Source organism: Streptomyces yamdrokensis, assembly GCF_053890455.1.
Window position 1 is genome coordinate 6,712,130 of sequence record NZ_CM132679.1, and the last position, 14,254, is coordinate 6,726,383.

General features: G+C 72.3%; 11 protein-coding genes. 5 read left to right on the plus strand and 6 right to left on the minus strand.

Annotated elements, in window-relative coordinates; genetic code table 11:
* Positions 1–75 precede the first annotated feature (75 nt).
* Positions 76–4,077 (plus strand): glycoside hydrolase family 2 TIM barrel-domain containing protein, encoded by a 4,002-nt coding sequence (locus tag ACWZEH_RS29700; RefSeq protein ID WP_456194142.1) that lies wholly within the window; start codon positions 76–78, stop codon positions 4,075–4,077.
* Positions 4,078–4,140: 63 nt separating this feature from the next.
* Here the strand turns inward: ACWZEH_RS29700 and ACWZEH_RS29705 are convergent, their stop codons facing one another.
* Positions 4,141–4,503, minus strand: coding sequence for an ArsR/SmtB family transcription factor (locus tag ACWZEH_RS29705; RefSeq protein ID WP_456194143.1), 363 nt, complete (start codon positions 4,501–4,503; stop codon positions 4,141–4,143).
* Positions 4,504–4,575: 72 nt separating this feature from the next.
* On the opposite strand from ACWZEH_RS29705, the gene ACWZEH_RS29710 reads away from it, so the two are divergent.
* The 3 genes from ACWZEH_RS29710 to ACWZEH_RS29720 are packed head-to-tail and all read left to right on the plus strand — an operon-like array spanning position 4,576 to position 8,641.
* On the plus strand, positions 4,576–6,552 hold the full coding sequence (locus ACWZEH_RS29710; RefSeq protein WP_456199906.1) for a heavy metal translocating P-type ATPase: 1,977 nt from the start codon (positions 4,576–4,578) through the stop codon (positions 6,550–6,552).
* Positions 6,553–6,607: 55 nt separating this feature from the next.
* On the plus strand, positions 6,608–8,119 hold the full coding sequence (locus ACWZEH_RS29715; protein ID WP_456194144.1) for an AlkA N-terminal domain-containing protein: 1,512 nt from the start codon (positions 6,608–6,610) through the stop codon (positions 8,117–8,119).
* Between the two features lie 6 nt (positions 8,120–8,125).
* A complete protein-coding gene (locus tag ACWZEH_RS29720) occupies positions 8,126–8,641 on the plus strand; it encodes a methylated-DNA--[protein]-cysteine S-methyltransferase (RefSeq protein ID WP_456194145.1) in 516 nt (171 codons plus the stop codon).
* 17 nt (positions 8,642–8,658) lie between these two features.
* On the opposite strand, the gene ACWZEH_RS29725 is transcribed toward ACWZEH_RS29720, so the two are convergent.
* Complete coding sequence (locus tag ACWZEH_RS29725) at positions 8,659–9,183, minus strand: NUDIX domain-containing protein (RefSeq protein ID WP_456194146.1); 525 nt, start codon at positions 9,181–9,183, stop codon at positions 8,659–8,661.
* A 285-nt stretch (positions 9,184–9,468) separates the two neighbouring features.
* Here ACWZEH_RS29725 and ACWZEH_RS29730 point away from each other — a divergent pair, with 285 nt between their 5' ends.
* Positions 9,469–10,674 (plus strand): glycerate kinase, encoded by a 1,206-nt coding sequence (locus ACWZEH_RS29730; protein WP_456194147.1) that lies wholly within the window; start codon positions 9,469–9,471, stop codon positions 10,672–10,674.
* A 121-nt stretch (positions 10,675–10,795) separates the two neighbouring features.
* Here ACWZEH_RS29730 and pssA read toward each other — a convergent pair whose 3' ends face one another.
* The 4 genes from pssA to ACWZEH_RS29750 form a co-directional block, all read right to left on the minus strand.
* The gene (gene pssA / locus ACWZEH_RS29735) at positions 10,796–11,611 is read right to left on the minus strand and encodes a CDP-diacylglycerol--serine O-phosphatidyltransferase (protein ID WP_456199908.1); all 816 of its coding nucleotides are present in this window, start codon (positions 11,609–11,611) and stop codon (positions 10,796–10,798) included.
* Between the two features lie 25 nt (positions 11,612–11,636).
* A complete protein-coding gene (locus tag ACWZEH_RS29740) occupies positions 11,637–12,293 on the minus strand; it encodes a phosphatidylserine decarboxylase (protein WP_042164564.1) in 657 nt (218 codons plus the stop codon).
* Positions 12,294–12,465: 172 nt separating this feature from the next.
* Positions 12,466–13,680: an acyl-CoA dehydrogenase family protein gene (locus ACWZEH_RS29745; RefSeq protein WP_456194148.1), complete on the minus strand. Its 1,215-nt coding sequence runs from the start codon at positions 13,678–13,680 to the stop codon at positions 12,466–12,468.
* A gap of 3 nt (positions 13,681–13,683) precedes the next feature.
* Positions 13,684–14,253, minus strand: coding sequence for a MaoC family dehydratase (locus ACWZEH_RS29750; RefSeq protein ID WP_456194149.1), 570 nt, complete (start codon positions 14,251–14,253; stop codon positions 13,684–13,686).
* Position 14,254: the final 1 nt, after the last annotated feature.

Here is a 14,254-nt window from a genome sequence, read left to right on the forward strand (position 1 = left end):
CCCCCGGCCCCGGCCCCTGTCCGCGCATCCGTGTGCGTGCGGCGGTGCGCTGTCGAACCGAGGAAGGCCACGGCCATGCCGCACCCCCACGTGTCTCCCGACGACCGGTCCGCCCGTCCCGGCACACGGCCGCCCGTCAGCCGCCGCCGGCTGCTGGAAGGGGGCGCCGCCCTCCTCGGCGCGTTCGCCCTGTCCGCGCCGCCCGCCGGCGCGTACGCCGCCGGACGAGGCGCCGCGGCCGACGACGCGCCGGACGGCGGCCCCGCCGCGGCTCCGGTCGCGGCCGACGGGACGGAGTGGAACGGCGACATCTCCGTCTTCCGGCTCGGCACCGAGCCCCCGCACACCACACTCATGCCGTACGCGGATCTCGAGCAGGCCCTCGACGCCGACCGCACCCGCTCCCCGTACCGGCTGAGCCTCGACGGCACCTGGCGGTTCGCGCACGTCGACCGCCCCGAGGAGCGCGACCCCGACTTCCACCGCCCCGACCTCGACGACAGCTCCTGGGACACCCTCCCCGTCCCCTCCTGCTGGCAGCTGCACGGCTACGACGCGCCGGTATACGTCAACATCACGTATCCCTGGTGGGGTGCCAACGGGCTCGGCGAGGAGGCGCGCCCGCCCGCCGCCCCGACCCGCTTCAACCCCGTCGGCCAGTACCGGCGCACCTTCACCGTGCCCCGCGGCTGGACGGCCACGGGGCGGCGCACCTTCCTGCACTTCGAAGGAGTCAAATCCGCCCACTACGTGTGGATCAACGGCACGCTCGTCGGCTACCACGAGGACTCCTTCACCCCGGCCGAGTACGACATCACCGAGCACCTGAGGCCCGGCTCCAACCGGATCGCCGTGGAGGTCTACCGGTACTCCGACGGGGACTGGCTGGAGGACCAGGACATGATCCGGCTGAGCGGCATCTTCCGCTCGGTCCACCTGTACTCCACCCCGGCCGTCCACCTGCGCGACTTCACGCTCAACACCCCGCTCGGCGACGGCCACACGGCCGCCGCCCTCCATGTCACCGCCCAGGTACGGGACTACTCGGGCGGCAAGGGCGTGGGCCGGTACACCGTGGAGACCCAGCTCTACGACGCCCGGGGCCACGCCGTCTGGCCGAGGCCCCTGGAGTCGACCGCCGACACCGGCTCCGTACCGGCCGGCGAGGACGTCACGGTGCAGGCGTCCAGGAGCGTGCCCGAACCGCGGCTCTGGTCGGCCGAACACCCCTACCTCTACACGGCGGTGCTGCGGCTGCGGGACCCCTTCGGCACGGTGACCGAGACGCTCTCGCACCGGGTCGGGCTGCGCGAGTTCGCGCTCACGGACGGCCTGATGAGGATCAACGGCAGACCCGTCTCCTTCCGCGGCACCAACCGCCACGAGATGCACCCCGACCGCGGCATGTCCCTCACCCGCGCGGACATGGTCGAGGACATCGGGATCGTCAAGCGGCTCAACATGAACACCGTCCGCACCTCCCACTACCCCAACAACCCGCTCTGGCTCGAACTCGCCGACGAGTACGGCCTCTACCTCGTGGGCGAGACCAACCTCGAGACCCACGGCATCCGCGGCGAGTACCCCGGGAACCACCCCGACTGGACCGAGGCGTGCGTCGCCCGCGCGCAGAACATGGTGCACCGCGACAAGAACCATCCCTCGGTGGTCATCTGGTCCCTCGGCAACGAGGCGGGCGGCGGCACCACCTTCAACGCCATGCACGACTGGATCCGCTCCCAGGACGCCACCCGCGTCATCCAGTACGAGGGCGACGACCGCCCCGGCATCAGCGACATCCGCTCGAGGATGTACGAGAGCCCCGCCCGCGTCGAGCAGCGGGCCGAGGACACCGCCGACACCCGGCCGTACGTGATGATCGAGTACTCGCACGGGATGGGGAACTCCAACGGCAACTTCAAGAAGTACTGGGACGTCGTCCGCCGGCACGACGTGCTCCAGGGCGGCTGGATCTGGGACTTCGCCGACCAGGCGCTGCGCCGTCCCGCCCCTGCGCGCGTCGGTCTCACCGAATCGGGCCCGGCCGGGCTGCGCGGCGAGATCGTCAACCCCAGTGGGTCCTTCTCCCGCGACCGCGGCATCTTTGGCGGCACCGTCTTCGCCCGCGACGAACGCCTCGACCTCACCGGCTCGTTGACCCTGGAGGCGTGGATCACTCCGAAAGTGACGGGCTATCATCAGCCGGTCCTCGTCAAGGGCGACACCCAGTACGCCCTCAAACAGAACGGCGGGAACCTGGAGTTCTTCGTCCATGGCGGAGGCCGGTGGATCACCGCCACCTGGGCGGTCCCGGACGACTGGACCGGACGCGAGCACCACATCGCCGGGGTCTACGACGCGGACGCGGGCACACTGACCCTGTACGCCGACGGCGCGCGACGGGCCACCCGGACCACCTCCCGCGGCCCCGACGTCAACACCGCGCCGCTCTCCCTCGCCACCGATGTCGACAACCCCACCCGGGAGTTCAGCGGCACCATCCGGCGCGCCCGGGTGTACGCGCGTGCCCTCGGCGCCACCGAACTGGCCTCCGGGAACCGCGGTCCCGGTGACGAAGGGGTGCGGTTCTGGTTCGACGCGGCCGACGTCGGGCACACCGAACTGCGGCCCCGGGGCAAGGACTTCCTCGCCTACGGCGGCGACTGGGGCGACAACCCCAACGACGGCGCCTTCGCCGGGGACGGCATCGTCACCGCCGACCGCGGCCACACCGGAAAGGCCGCCGAGGTCAAGCGGATCCACCAGGCCGTCCACGTCACGCCCGCGTCCGGCGGCGCGCCCGCCCCGGGGCGCGTCACCCTCACCAACGAGTACCTGTTCACCAGCCTCCGTGAGTTCGACGGCAGCTGGTCCCTCGTCGCCGACGGGAAGGCCGTACAGCGGGGCAGGCTCACCCGCGGTCAGCTCGACGTGCCGCCCTCGTCCGGCAAGGACATCACGTTGCCCGTGCGGCCGCCGCGGAACCCGGCCCCGGGCGCCGAGTACTTCCTGCGACTGTCCTTCACCACCAGGGAACGCACCCCGTGGGCCGACGCCGGCTTCGAGGTGGCCGCGCAGCAGCTCCCCGTCGACGCGGGCAGCCCGCCCGTGACCCCCGTACCGCTGGAACGCGTCCCGGCACTGCGCCACGAGGACGGCGACCGGGCCGTCACGGTCCGGGGCAAGGGCTTCTCCGTCACGGTGGACAAGCGCGACGGCACCATCACCTCGTACCAGGCCGGCGGTCTGCGCCTGATCGACTCCGGCCCGGTACCGAACTTCTGGCGGGCGCCCACCGACAACGACCGGGGCAACGGCCAGCACATCCGCAACCAGACCTGGCGCGACGCCGGAGCCCGGCGCCGGGTGACGGACGTGCGGGTGCGGGCCCTGCGGGACCGGGCCGTCGAGATCACCGTCACCGGCACCCTGCCCACCTCCACCGGGTCCACCACCGCCGCGTCCGCGTACACCACCACGTACACCGTCTTCGGCAACGGCGAGATCAAGGTCGGCAACACCCTGCACCCCGGCGCGCCGGGCCTGCCGTACCTTCCGGAGGTCGGCACCCTGCTGTTCCTGCCCCGGGGCCTGGACCGCCTGCGCTACTACGGGCGCGGTCCCGAGGAGAACCACTGGGACCGCGCCGACGGCACCGATGTCGGGCTGTACTCCGGCACCGTCGCCGGACAGTGGACGCCGTATCTGCGCCCGCAGGAGAACGGCAACAGGACCGACGTGCGCTGGGCCGCCCTGACCGGACGCGACGGACGCGGCCTGCTCGTCAGCGGCGAACCGCTGCTGGAGGTCAACGCCTCGCACTTCACCCCGGAGGACCTGTCGGCCGGAGTGCGGCACGACTACCAGCTCACCCCGCGCGACGCGGTCGTGCTGCGGCTGAACCACCGGCAGATGGGTGTGGGCGGCGACGACAGCTGGGGCGCCCACACCCACGACGAGTACAAGCTCCTCGCGGACCGCGACTACGCCCACACCTACCGGCTGCGACCGCTGACCGACCCGGACGGGGCGACGGCGCTCTCACGGCGGCCCACAGCGGAGGAGTTCACCGACTAGAGCGGGCTGCGGGCCCGGGCAGCACGCGGCGAGCAGCGAGCAGCGCCCACGGGACCGGCGCGGTCACTCGGCCGCGTCGGTGATCCCGAGCCGCAGATGCTCCACGTGGTACACGGCCTGGTCCAGCAGCCCGGCGACATGGTGGTCGTGCAGCGCGTACACCACGGAACGGCCCCGGCGTTCGCCCACCACCAGGCCCAGGTTGCGCAGCAGCCGCAGCTGGTGCGAGCAGGCCGACTGCTCCATGCCCACCTCCGCCGCCAACTCCGTCGCCGGCAGCGGCCCTTCGCGCAGCCGGGCGAGGATCAGCAGCCGGGACGGGGTGGACAGGGCCTGGAGCGTGGTGGCGACCTTCGCGACGTTGTCCGCGTCGAGGCGGACACGCTCGGCGGCGTCCTGCGCGGGGATGACGGCTCCATGACCCATGCGGACATCCTACCCACCGGTCACGAACACCTGAATGAATGAACAGATGAATGAGTCTTCATGTGTTCCTGTATGGTGGCGCCCGTGTCCACGACTCTCGCTCCCACGCCCCTGCCGTCCACCGAGGTCCCGGCGGGGCGCCGCACCCGCGTGCTCGCCCTCCCGGAGACGCGGTGGGCGCTCGCCTCGCTCGTCGCCTTCCTGGCCGGTCTCGCACTGGACCTCGGCGGGGCGCCGGGCTGGGTGAGCGGTGTCCCGTTCGCGGTCGCCTACGTGTGCGGCGGCTGGGAACCGGCCCTCGAAGGGCTCCGCGCGCTGCGCGGGAAGACCCTCGACGTCGACCTCCTGATGATCGTCGCCGCGCTCGGCGCCGCCGCCATCGGCCAGGTGCTCGACGGTGCCCTGCTCATCGTCATCTTCGCCACCTCCGGCGCCCTGGAAGCCCTGGCCACCGCCCGCACCGCCGACTCCGTACGCGGACTGCTCGACCTCGCGCCCGCCACGGCGACCCGGCTGACCGCCGCCGGCGAGGAGTCCGTACCCACCGCCGGCCTCGCCCTGGGCGACATCCTGCTGGTCCGCCCCGGTGAGCGCATCGGCGCCGACGGCACCGTCCTGGACGGTGTCAGCGAGGCCGACCAGGCCACCATCACCGGCGAGTCGCTGCCGGTCGCCAAACGCCCCGGCGACGAGGTCTTCGCCGGCACCCTCAACGGCACGGGCGTCCTGCGGGTGCGGGTCGGACGCGACCCGGCCGACTCGGTGATCGCCCGTATCGTCGCCCTGGTCGAGGAGGCGTCCCGGACCAAGGCGCCGACCCAGCTGTTCATCGAGAAGATCGAGCAGCGGTACGCGGTCGGCGTGGTGGCCGCCACGCTCGCGGTGTTCGGTATCCCGCTCGCCTTCGGCGAGAACCTCACCGACGCCCTGCTGCGGGCGATGACCTTCATGATCGTCGCCTCGCCCTGCGCGATCGTGCTCGCCACGATGCCGCCCCTGCTGTCCGCCATCGCCAACGCCGGACGGCACGGCGTCCTGGTCAAGTCGGCCGTCGCGATGGAACGCCTCGGCGAGATCGACACGACGGCCCTCGACAAGACCGGCACCCTCACCGAAGGCACCCCCGAGGTGACCGCCGTACGCCCGCTGCCCGGCTCCGGCCTCGACGAGGACGCCCTGGTCGCCCTGGCCGCTTCCGCCGAGCACGCCAGCGAGCACCCGCTGGCCCGCGCCGTGGTGGCCGCCGCCCACGCCCGGGCCCTGCCCCTCACCCCCGCCACGGACTTCACGGCCGCCCCCGGCCGCGGCATCACCGCCACCGTCGCCGGGCACGTCGTGACCGTGGGCCGCGCGAAGACGGCGGCCGGCGCGGACGGGACGGCCCACGACGCGAACGGCCGTGGGGCCCTCGAACCGGACGGCGGCGAGACCCTCGTCCACGTCACCCGGGACGGTGCCCCCGTCGGTACCCTCGCCCTCACCGACCGCCTCCGCCCCGACGCCCCCGGGGCGGCCGCCGCGCTGACCGACCTCACCGGCACCGCGCCCGTCCTGCTGACCGGCGACAACGCGCGGGCCGCCGCCCGCGTGGCCGACGCGACCGGTCTCACGGACGTCCGTGCCGGTCTCCTGCCCGAGGACAAGGCGCATGCCGTACGGGGCCTCCAGGACGCCGGCCGCAAGGTCCTGTTCGTCGGCGACGGCGTCAACGACGCGCCCGCCCTCGCCACCGCCCACGCGGGTCTCGCCATGGGCCGCGCGGGCTCCGACCTGGCTCTGGAGACCGCGGACGCCGTCGTCGTACGGGACGAACTCGCCGCCGTGCCCGCGGTCGTACGGCTGTCCCGGACCGCCCGCCGGCTGGTCGTGCAGAACCTCGTCATCGCCGGCACGGCCATCACCGTCCTGGTCCTGTGGGACCTGATCGGTCACCTCCCGCTCCCGCTCGGCGTCGCCGGCCACGAGGGCTCGACCGTCCTGGTCGGCCTCAACGGGCTGCGGCTGCTGCGCGAGTCGGCGTGGCGAACCGGGGTGGCGCAGGCCGGCTGAGGTTCATGTCGGATTTCCGCGAGACCGGGCCCGGTCCGTGCCCGATGCTGGACCCATGCAGAAGGGGATGCACACCGACACCGAACGCTGCGTCCGTGCCGTCCGGTCCAAGGACGCGCGGTTCGACGGCTGGTTCTTCACCGCGGTCCTGACCACCGGCATCTACTGCCGGCCCAGCTGCCCGGTGGTACCGCCCAAGCCCGAGAACATGGTCTTCCACCCGAGCGCGGCGGCCTGCCAGCAGGCGGGGTTCCGGGCCTGCAAGCGGTGCCGTCCCGACACCAGCCCCGGCTCACCGGAGTGGAACCAGCGGGCCGACGCCGTGGCCCGCGCCATGCGTCTGATCGCCGACGGGATCGTGGACCGGGAGGGCGTGCCCGGCCTCGCCGCCCGGCTCGGCTACAGCACCCGGCAGGTCGAACGCCAACTGCTCGCCGAGCTGGGCGCCGGGCCCCTCGCCCTGGCGCGGGCCCAGCGCGCGCAGACGGCGCGGCTGCTCATCGAGACGACGGCCCTGCAGATGACGGAGATCGCCTTCGCCGCAGGCTTCTCCTCCGTCCGCACCTTCAACGACACCGTGCGCGAGGTCTTCGCCCTCGCCCCGAGCGACCTGCGCGCCCGCGCACCGAAGCGGACGTCCGGTCCTGCCACGCCCCCCGGCTCCGCCGGCATCCCCGCCGCTCTGTCGCTGCGCCTGCCGTTCCGGGCCCCGCTCACCCCCGACAACCTCTTCGGACACCTCGCCGCCACCGCCGTACCCGGCGTGGAGGAGTGGCGGGCCGGCGCCTACCGGCGCACCCTGCGGCTGCCGCACGGGCACGGCTTCGTGGCCCTGGCCCCGCGGCCCGACCACATCGCCTGCCGCCTCACCCTCACCGACCCGCGCGACCTCACCGTCGCCATCAGCCGCTGTCGCCGCCTCCTCGACCTGGACGCCGACCCGGTGGCCGTCGACGACCGGCTGCGCACCGACCCGGTTCTCGCACCCCTCGTGGACAAAGCACCCGGACGCCGGGTCCCGCGTGCGGTCGACGAGGCGGAGTTCGCCGTCCGGGCCGTACTCGGACAGCAGGTCTCCACCGCGGCCGCCCGCACCCACGCGGCCCGCCTGGTGGCCGCGTACGGCGAACCGGTGGACGACCCGGACCCGGAGGGCGGACTCACCCACCTCTTCCCGTCGCCCGGGGCACTCGCGGACCTGGACCCCGAGACCCTGGCCCTGCCCCGTGCCCGCCGCGCCACCCTCACCACCCTGGTGCGCGCACTCGTGGACGGCAGTCTGCGCCTGGGCGTCGGGAGCGACTGGCCCGAGGCCCGTGCGAAGCTCCTCGCCCTCCCGGGCTTCGGCCCCTGGACCGCCGACGTCATCGCCATGCGCGCCCTCGGCGACCCCGACGCCTTCCTCCCCACCGACCTCGGCATCCGCCGCGCCGCCCGGGAACTGGGCCTGCCCTCCACCCCCGCCGCGCTCACCGCGCACGCGGCGGCCTGGCGGCCCTGGCGGGCGTACGCGGTGCAGTACCTGTGGGCGACGGACGACCACCCGATCAACATCCTGCCGGCATGAGGACGTATGAAACAGCACACCGTGATCGACAGCCCGTACGGCCCGCTGACGCTCGTCGCAGACGACGGCGGCGTCCTGTGCGGCCTCTACATGACCGACCAGCGCCACCGCCCCGCGGAGGAGACCTTCGGCGACCGCGCCGACGGCGTGCGGGCCTTCACCGAGGCCGAGGAACAACTGGAGGCCTACTTCGCGGGCGGGCTGAAGGAGTTCACCCTGGAACTGAACCCGCACGGCACCCCGTTCCAGCGCCGCGTCTGGGACCTGCTGACGCGCATCCCCTACGGCGAGACCCGCACCTACGGCGAACTCGCCGAGGACCTCGGCAGTCCGAAGGCGTCCAGGGCCGTAGGACTGGCCAACGGCCGCAACCCGATCGGCATCGTCATCCCCTGCCACCGGGTCATCGGCGCGAGCGGCGGCCTCACCGGGTACGGGGGCGGTCTGCAGCGCAAGCAGCGGCTGCTGGAGCTGGAGCGGGGCCCGGGCCTGTTCCAGCCGCCACTCCGCGGATTTTGTTGAATCCCGGTCGGATCTGCTCAGGCCGGCCTCGGTTCGCCTCGGTCCGTTCGACGGCCCTCCTCCAGCTCCGCTGTGCCCGAACCGTCGGCGAGGACATCCAGGGCGGCCAGTACACGGCGCCCGAGGGGACCGGGGAGATGGCCGGTCAGCTCCTCGCGCGGTACGAGCCGCCAGGACAGCAGCTCCGACTCCTGGAGGCGGATCGCCGCGAGGTCGTCCGCGCCGAGCGCTCCGCCGTCGTACAGGTACGCCACCATCGGCGGCCGTCCGGGGCCGCGCACCCAGTCCACGACGAGCAGCCGTCCGAGCTCACGGTCGAGCCCGATCTCCTCGGCCGTCTCCCGCCGCGCCCCCTGCCGGGGGGTCTCGCCCTCGTCCGACTCGATCGTGCCGCCGGGCAGCGCCCACCCCTCACGATAGTTCGGCTCGACGAGCAGCACGCGGCCCTCGCCGTCCCGGAAGAGGGCGGCGGCAGCGGCGAGGACCCGGGGGAGCGAGGCGATATAGGTGGCGTAGTCCTGAGTGTCCTGTGCGATGGTCATGCGGGAAGGGTAGTGGCGGCGAACGGTCCCACCGCCGCCGGAAGCCCGGCCGGCCAGGGCGCACGGCAGCACACACCGGTCCCGCGACCGGCACCGGACGGCGCACGCGCGGGGAGCACGCAGACCCCGGCCCGCCGCCCGTCCCGCGCCCGGCCCCGCCCGCGCCCGACGCCGTTCCACCTGCTGGGCAGGGGCATGACGTTCCGGGGCGCCGAGGGCTAGGGTCACTGGTGGCGCGACCGACCCGGCATGCGGACGGGCCCGGAGAGCAAGGGGATGGCGGAAGTGGCGGACGCTGCAGTGAACGGGACCCGATCGGCACGGTCGGCAGGAGCGGCACGGTCCGCACGGCCCGAAGCCCCGGTGCGGCGGGTGCTCATCGCCGCGGACAAGTTCAAGGGGTCGCTGACGGCCGTGGAGGTCGCCGAGCGGGTGACCGCCGGGCTGCGCAGGGTGGTGCCCGGCCTCGAGATCGAGGCGCTGCCCGTGGCCGACGGAGGCGACGGCACGGTGGCCGCGGCGGTCGCGGCCGGGTTCGACCGGCGGGAGGTACGGGTCACCGGCCCCCTCGGCGACGAGGTCACCGCGGCGTTCGCGCTGCGCGGCGACACCGCCGTGGTGGAGATGGCGGAGGCCAGCGGACTCGCGCGGCTGCCGGGCGGTGTGCTCGCACCGCTGACGGCGTCCACGTACGGCTCCGGCGAGCTGCTGAGGGCCGCGCTGGACGCGGGCGCGCGCACCCTTGTGTTCGGGGTGGGCGGCAGCGCCACCACGGACGGCGGCAGCGGCATGCTGGCCGCGCTGGGCGCCCGCTTCCTGAAGGCCGACGGCGAGCCGGTGGCGCCGGGCGGCGCCGCTCTCGCCGAGCTGGCCTCGGCGGACCTGTCGGGCCTGGACCCGCGCCTCGGTGAGGTCGGGTTCGTGCTCGCCAGCGATGTCGACAACCCGCTGACCGGCCCGAAGGGCGCCCCGGCGGTCTACGGCCCGCAGAAGGGCGCCTCCCCCGAGGACGTACAGCGGCTGGACGCCGCGCTCGCGCACTTCGTGAAGGTGCTGGAGGAACCGGCCGGGGCCAGGGCCACAGAGTTCGCCGCCTCGCCGGGTGCGGGCGCGGCCGGCGGCATCGGGTACGGCGCACTGCTCCTCGGAGCCCGGTTCCGGCCCGGTATCGAGGTCATGCTGGACGTCCTCGGCTTCGCACCGGCACTGGAGCGGGCCGACCTCGTGATCACCGGGGAGGGCTCGCTGGACGAGCAGACCCTGCACGGCAAGGCCCCGGCGGGGGTGGCCACCGCGGCCCGTGCCGCCGGCAAGGAGGTCGTCGCGGTGTGCGGGAGGCTCGCGCTGCAGCCGGAGGCGCTGGGGCGGGCGGGGATCCGGTGGGCGTACGCGCTGACCGATCTCGAGCCGGACGTGGCCACGTGCGTCGCACAGGCGGGCCCGCTCCTGGAACGCACCGGGGAGCGGATCGCCCGGGACTTCCTGAGCTGAGGCCGCCCGGCCACGCCGTACCGGGGGCACAGCCGCCGGCAGGGCCCGCCCCCGCGCCGGGCGCCCGCACAGCAAAGGGCCCCGAACCCCACAGGGTTCGGGGCCCTTTGCTGTGCGGGCGTTACGGCTGCGCCGCCCGTGCCTCGCGCCGGTTGTCGCGGAAGTTGTTCACCCGGCGAGCCGTGGCGAACAGCGGGATCACCGCGCCCAGCACCAGCTGCAGCGCGCAGCCGGTCTGCAGGAGCAGCTGGCCGCTCGGGGCGTCGAAGGCCCAGGCCGCCAGCAGTCCCATGGCCAGCACGATCCAGGAGAGCATCGCGACCGCGAGAGGGCCCCGGGGCTTCGGGTACTCGACCCGGCTCACCATCAGCCAGGCGGTGCCCAGCACGGCCAGCACCGTCGCCACGAACGGCAGCTCGAGAAGCACGATCGAGACGACGGTCAGCGCACCGAACGGGGACGGCATGCCCTGGAAGGTGCCGTCCTTGACGGTGACGCAGGAGAACCGGGCAAGCCTCAGCACCACCGCCAGCAGCACCACGATCGCTCCGACCGCGGCCACCTTCTGGTGCGCGTCGTCCGCGACCATGCCGTAGACGAGGACGAAGTACGCCGGGGCCAGACCGAAGCTGATCAGGTCCGAGAGGTTGTCGAGCTCCGCACCCATGGGGGAGGAGCGCAGCTTGCGGGCCACCAGGCCGTCGAACAGGTCGAAGACCGCCGCGCACAGCATGAGGATCACGGCGGTGGCCGCGCTGTGCCGGGCCATCCCGGTCTCCTGGCTGCCCGTGAGGTGCGGGATCAGGATGCCGGTGGTGGTGAAGTACACGGCCATGAAGCCGCAGGTGGCGTTGCCGAGGGTGAGGGTGTCGGCTATCGACAGGCGGAGGGAGAGGGGCATCTCCTCGTCGTCGTCCGCCTCGTCGGCGCCGGGCACCCAGCCGGAACTGGTCTTCTCCGGATCAATCACGGTCAATGCGAGTCACCCCAGCCACGGTCTTCTGGCCCACCTCGACGTCGATCTCCACGCCCTCGGGCAGGTAGAGGTCGACGCGGGAGCCGAACCGGATGAGACCGATCCGCTCGCCCTGCTCGACCTTGGTGCCCTCGGGCAGGTACGGCACGATGCGGCGGGCGACCGCGCCGGCGATCTGGATCATCTCGATGTCACCGAGCTCGGTGTCGAAGTGCCAGACGACGCGCTCGTTGTTCTCGCTCTCCTTGTTGAAGGCGGGAACGAATCCACCGGGGATGTGCTCGACCGACGTCACCGTGCCGGCCAGCGGCGCGCGGTTGACGTGAACATTGAGTGGGCTCATGAAGATCGCGACGCGGGTCCGGCCGTCCTTCCACGGCATGATGCTCTGCACCACACCGTCGGCGGGCGAGATCACCCGGCCCCGGGTGATCTCGCGCTCGGGGTCGCGGAAGAACCACAGCATCCCCGCCGCGAGAGCGGTGGCGGGGACGGCTACGGCCTTGGCGGCACCCGAGCGGCGGGCGCGGACCAGGCTGACGGCTGCGGTGGCGACGGTCGGCAGGAGCCACGGCGATGCTCCGCGCGCGAGGCGCACGCCGGCGAGGCTGTCGCGAGATGCAGAGGTTTGGCTGTGGGGCATGGATGACCTTCGTAGCGGATAGTGCCGCGCACATGGACGGGGGACGGCGGCTTTCCGGCGATCGTAGCGGCTCCGGGCGACAACTGGGTAAGCCAGTCAGTCGAGTCGATGGCCGGAGGGTGCTGACGGGGTGTGATCCTGTAGCCCACGAAAACACCCCGTATCCGGACATTCATCCCTGGAATCGATACTCTTCGAGCAGTCTGCGGCCGATGATCATTTTCTGGATCTCGGCGGTGCCCTCGCCGATCAGCAGCATCGGCGCCTCGCGGTAGAGGCGCTCGATCTCGTACTCCTTGGAAAAGCCGTAGCCGCCGTGGATCCGGAAGGCGTCCTCCACGACCTCCTTGCAGTACTCGGACGCGAGGTACTTGGCCATCCCTGCTTCAAGGTCGTTTCGTTCTCCGGAGTCCTTTTTGCGTGCGGCGTTCACCATCATCGCATGCGCCGCCTCCACCTTGGTAGCCATCTCCGCGAGCTTGAACTGAATGGCCTGGTGCTGGGCGATCTGCTTGCCGAAGGTGTGCCGCTGCTGGGCGTACCGGACACCGAGTTCGAAGGCGCGCAGGGCGACACCGCAGCCGCGTGCCGCCACATTGACCCGGCCGACCTCGACGCCGTCCATCATTTGGTAAAAACCGCGGCCGGTGGCCCCGCCGAGCACGCGGTCCGCCGGAACGCGCAGGCCGTCCATGATGAGCTCGGTCGTGTCGACGCCCTTGTAGCCCATCTTGTCGATCTTGCCCGGGATGGTCAGTCCGGGCCGGACCTCGCCGAATCCGGGCTCCTTCTCCACCAGGAAGGTCGTCATCGACCTGTGCGGCGCCGCGGCCGTCTCCGAAGGGGAGTGTCCTTCGTCACTCCTGACCAGAACGGCCACCAGTGACGACGTGCCGCCGTTCGTCAGCCACATCTTCTGGCCGTTCAGGACGTACTCGTCACCGTCCTTCACCGCCTTCGAGGAGATCGCCGACACGTCGGAGCCGAGAGCCGGCTCGGACATGGAGAACGCGCCCCGGATGTCGCCGGCCGCCATGCGCGGCAGGAAGTGGTCCTTCTGCTCGTCCGTACCGTGCTGCTTGAGCATGTACGCCACGATGAAGTGCGTGTTGATGATGCCGGACACCGACATCCAGCCGCGCGCGATCTCCTCCACGCACAGGGCGTAGGTGAGGAGCGACTCGCCCAGGCCCCCGTACTCCTCGGGGATCATCAGACCGAACAGGCCGAGTTCCTTCAGGCCGTCGACGATCGCTTGCGGGTACTCGTCGCGGTGCTCCAGGCCGGTCGCGACCGGGATGATCTCCTTGTCCACGAAGTCCCGGACGGTGGACAGGATCTCCCGCTGGACGTCCGTGAGGCCGTGGGTCTGGGCGAGACGGCTCATCTCTCACTTCTCCTGCTGCTCGAGTTCGGATCCAGGGGTGTCGCCCCGCAGGGGCGTCGTCCGAGGGCGGTGGTGGGAGACGGGCGGGCGGCCGGGCTGCTCGCCGCCGCGCTCCTTGATGTACGTCTCGGTCGGCACCATCACCTTGCGGCGGAACACGCACACCAGGGTGCCGTCCTGCTTGTACCCCCTGGTCTCGACGTGCACGATGCCGCGGTCGTCCTTCGACCTGGACGGCCACTTGTCGAGCACGGTCGTCTCGCCGTAGACCGTGTCGCCGTGGAAGGTCGGCGCCACGTGCTTCAGCGACTCGATCTCCAGGTTGGCGATCGCCTTGCCGGAGACGTCCGGCACCGACATGCCGAGCAGCAGCGAGTAGACGTAGTTCCCCACGACGACGTTCTTGCCGAAATCCGTCGTCCTCTCCGCATAGTTGGCGTCCATGTGGAGGGGGTGGTGGTTCATGGTGAGGAGGCAGAAGAGGTGGTCGTCGTACTCCGTGACCGTCTTCCCGGGCCAGTGCTTGTAGACCGCGCCGACCTCGAACTCCTCGTAGGTGCGTCCGAACTGCATA

Excerpts from the sequence above, each read along its gene's own strand:
- ACWZEH_RS29700 (WP_456194142.1), top strand. The coding sequence starts at position 76 with ATGCCGCACCCCCACGTGTCTCCCGACGACCGGTCCGCCCGTCCCGGC.
- ACWZEH_RS29705 (WP_456194143.1), bottom strand. The coding sequence starts at position 4,503 with ATGGGTCATGGAGCCGTCATCCCCGCGCAGGACGCCGCCGAGCGTGTC.
- ACWZEH_RS29710 (WP_456199906.1), top strand. The coding sequence starts at position 4,576 with ATGGTGGCGCCCGTGTCCACGACTCTCGCTCCCACGCCCCTGCCGTCC.
- ACWZEH_RS29715 (WP_456194144.1), top strand. The coding sequence starts at position 6,608 with ATGCAGAAGGGGATGCACACCGACACCGAACGCTGCGTCCGTGCCGTC.
- ACWZEH_RS29720 (WP_456194145.1), top strand. The coding sequence starts at position 8,126 with ATGAAACAGCACACCGTGATCGACAGCCCGTACGGCCCGCTGACGCTC.
- ACWZEH_RS29725 (WP_456194146.1), bottom strand. The coding sequence starts at position 9,183 with ATGACCATCGCACAGGACACTCAGGACTACGCCACCTATATCGCCTCG.
- ACWZEH_RS29740 (WP_042164564.1), bottom strand. The coding sequence starts at position 12,293 with ATGCCCCACAGCCAAACCTCTGCATCTCGCGACAGCCTCGCCGGCGTG.
- ACWZEH_RS29745 (WP_456194148.1), bottom strand. The coding sequence starts at position 13,680 with ATGAGCCGTCTCGCCCAGACCCACGGCCTCACGGACGTCCAGCGGGAG.
- ACWZEH_RS29750 (WP_456194149.1), bottom strand. The coding sequence starts at position 14,253 with ATGCAGTTCGGACGCACCTACGAGGAGTTCGAGGTCGGCGCGGTCTAC.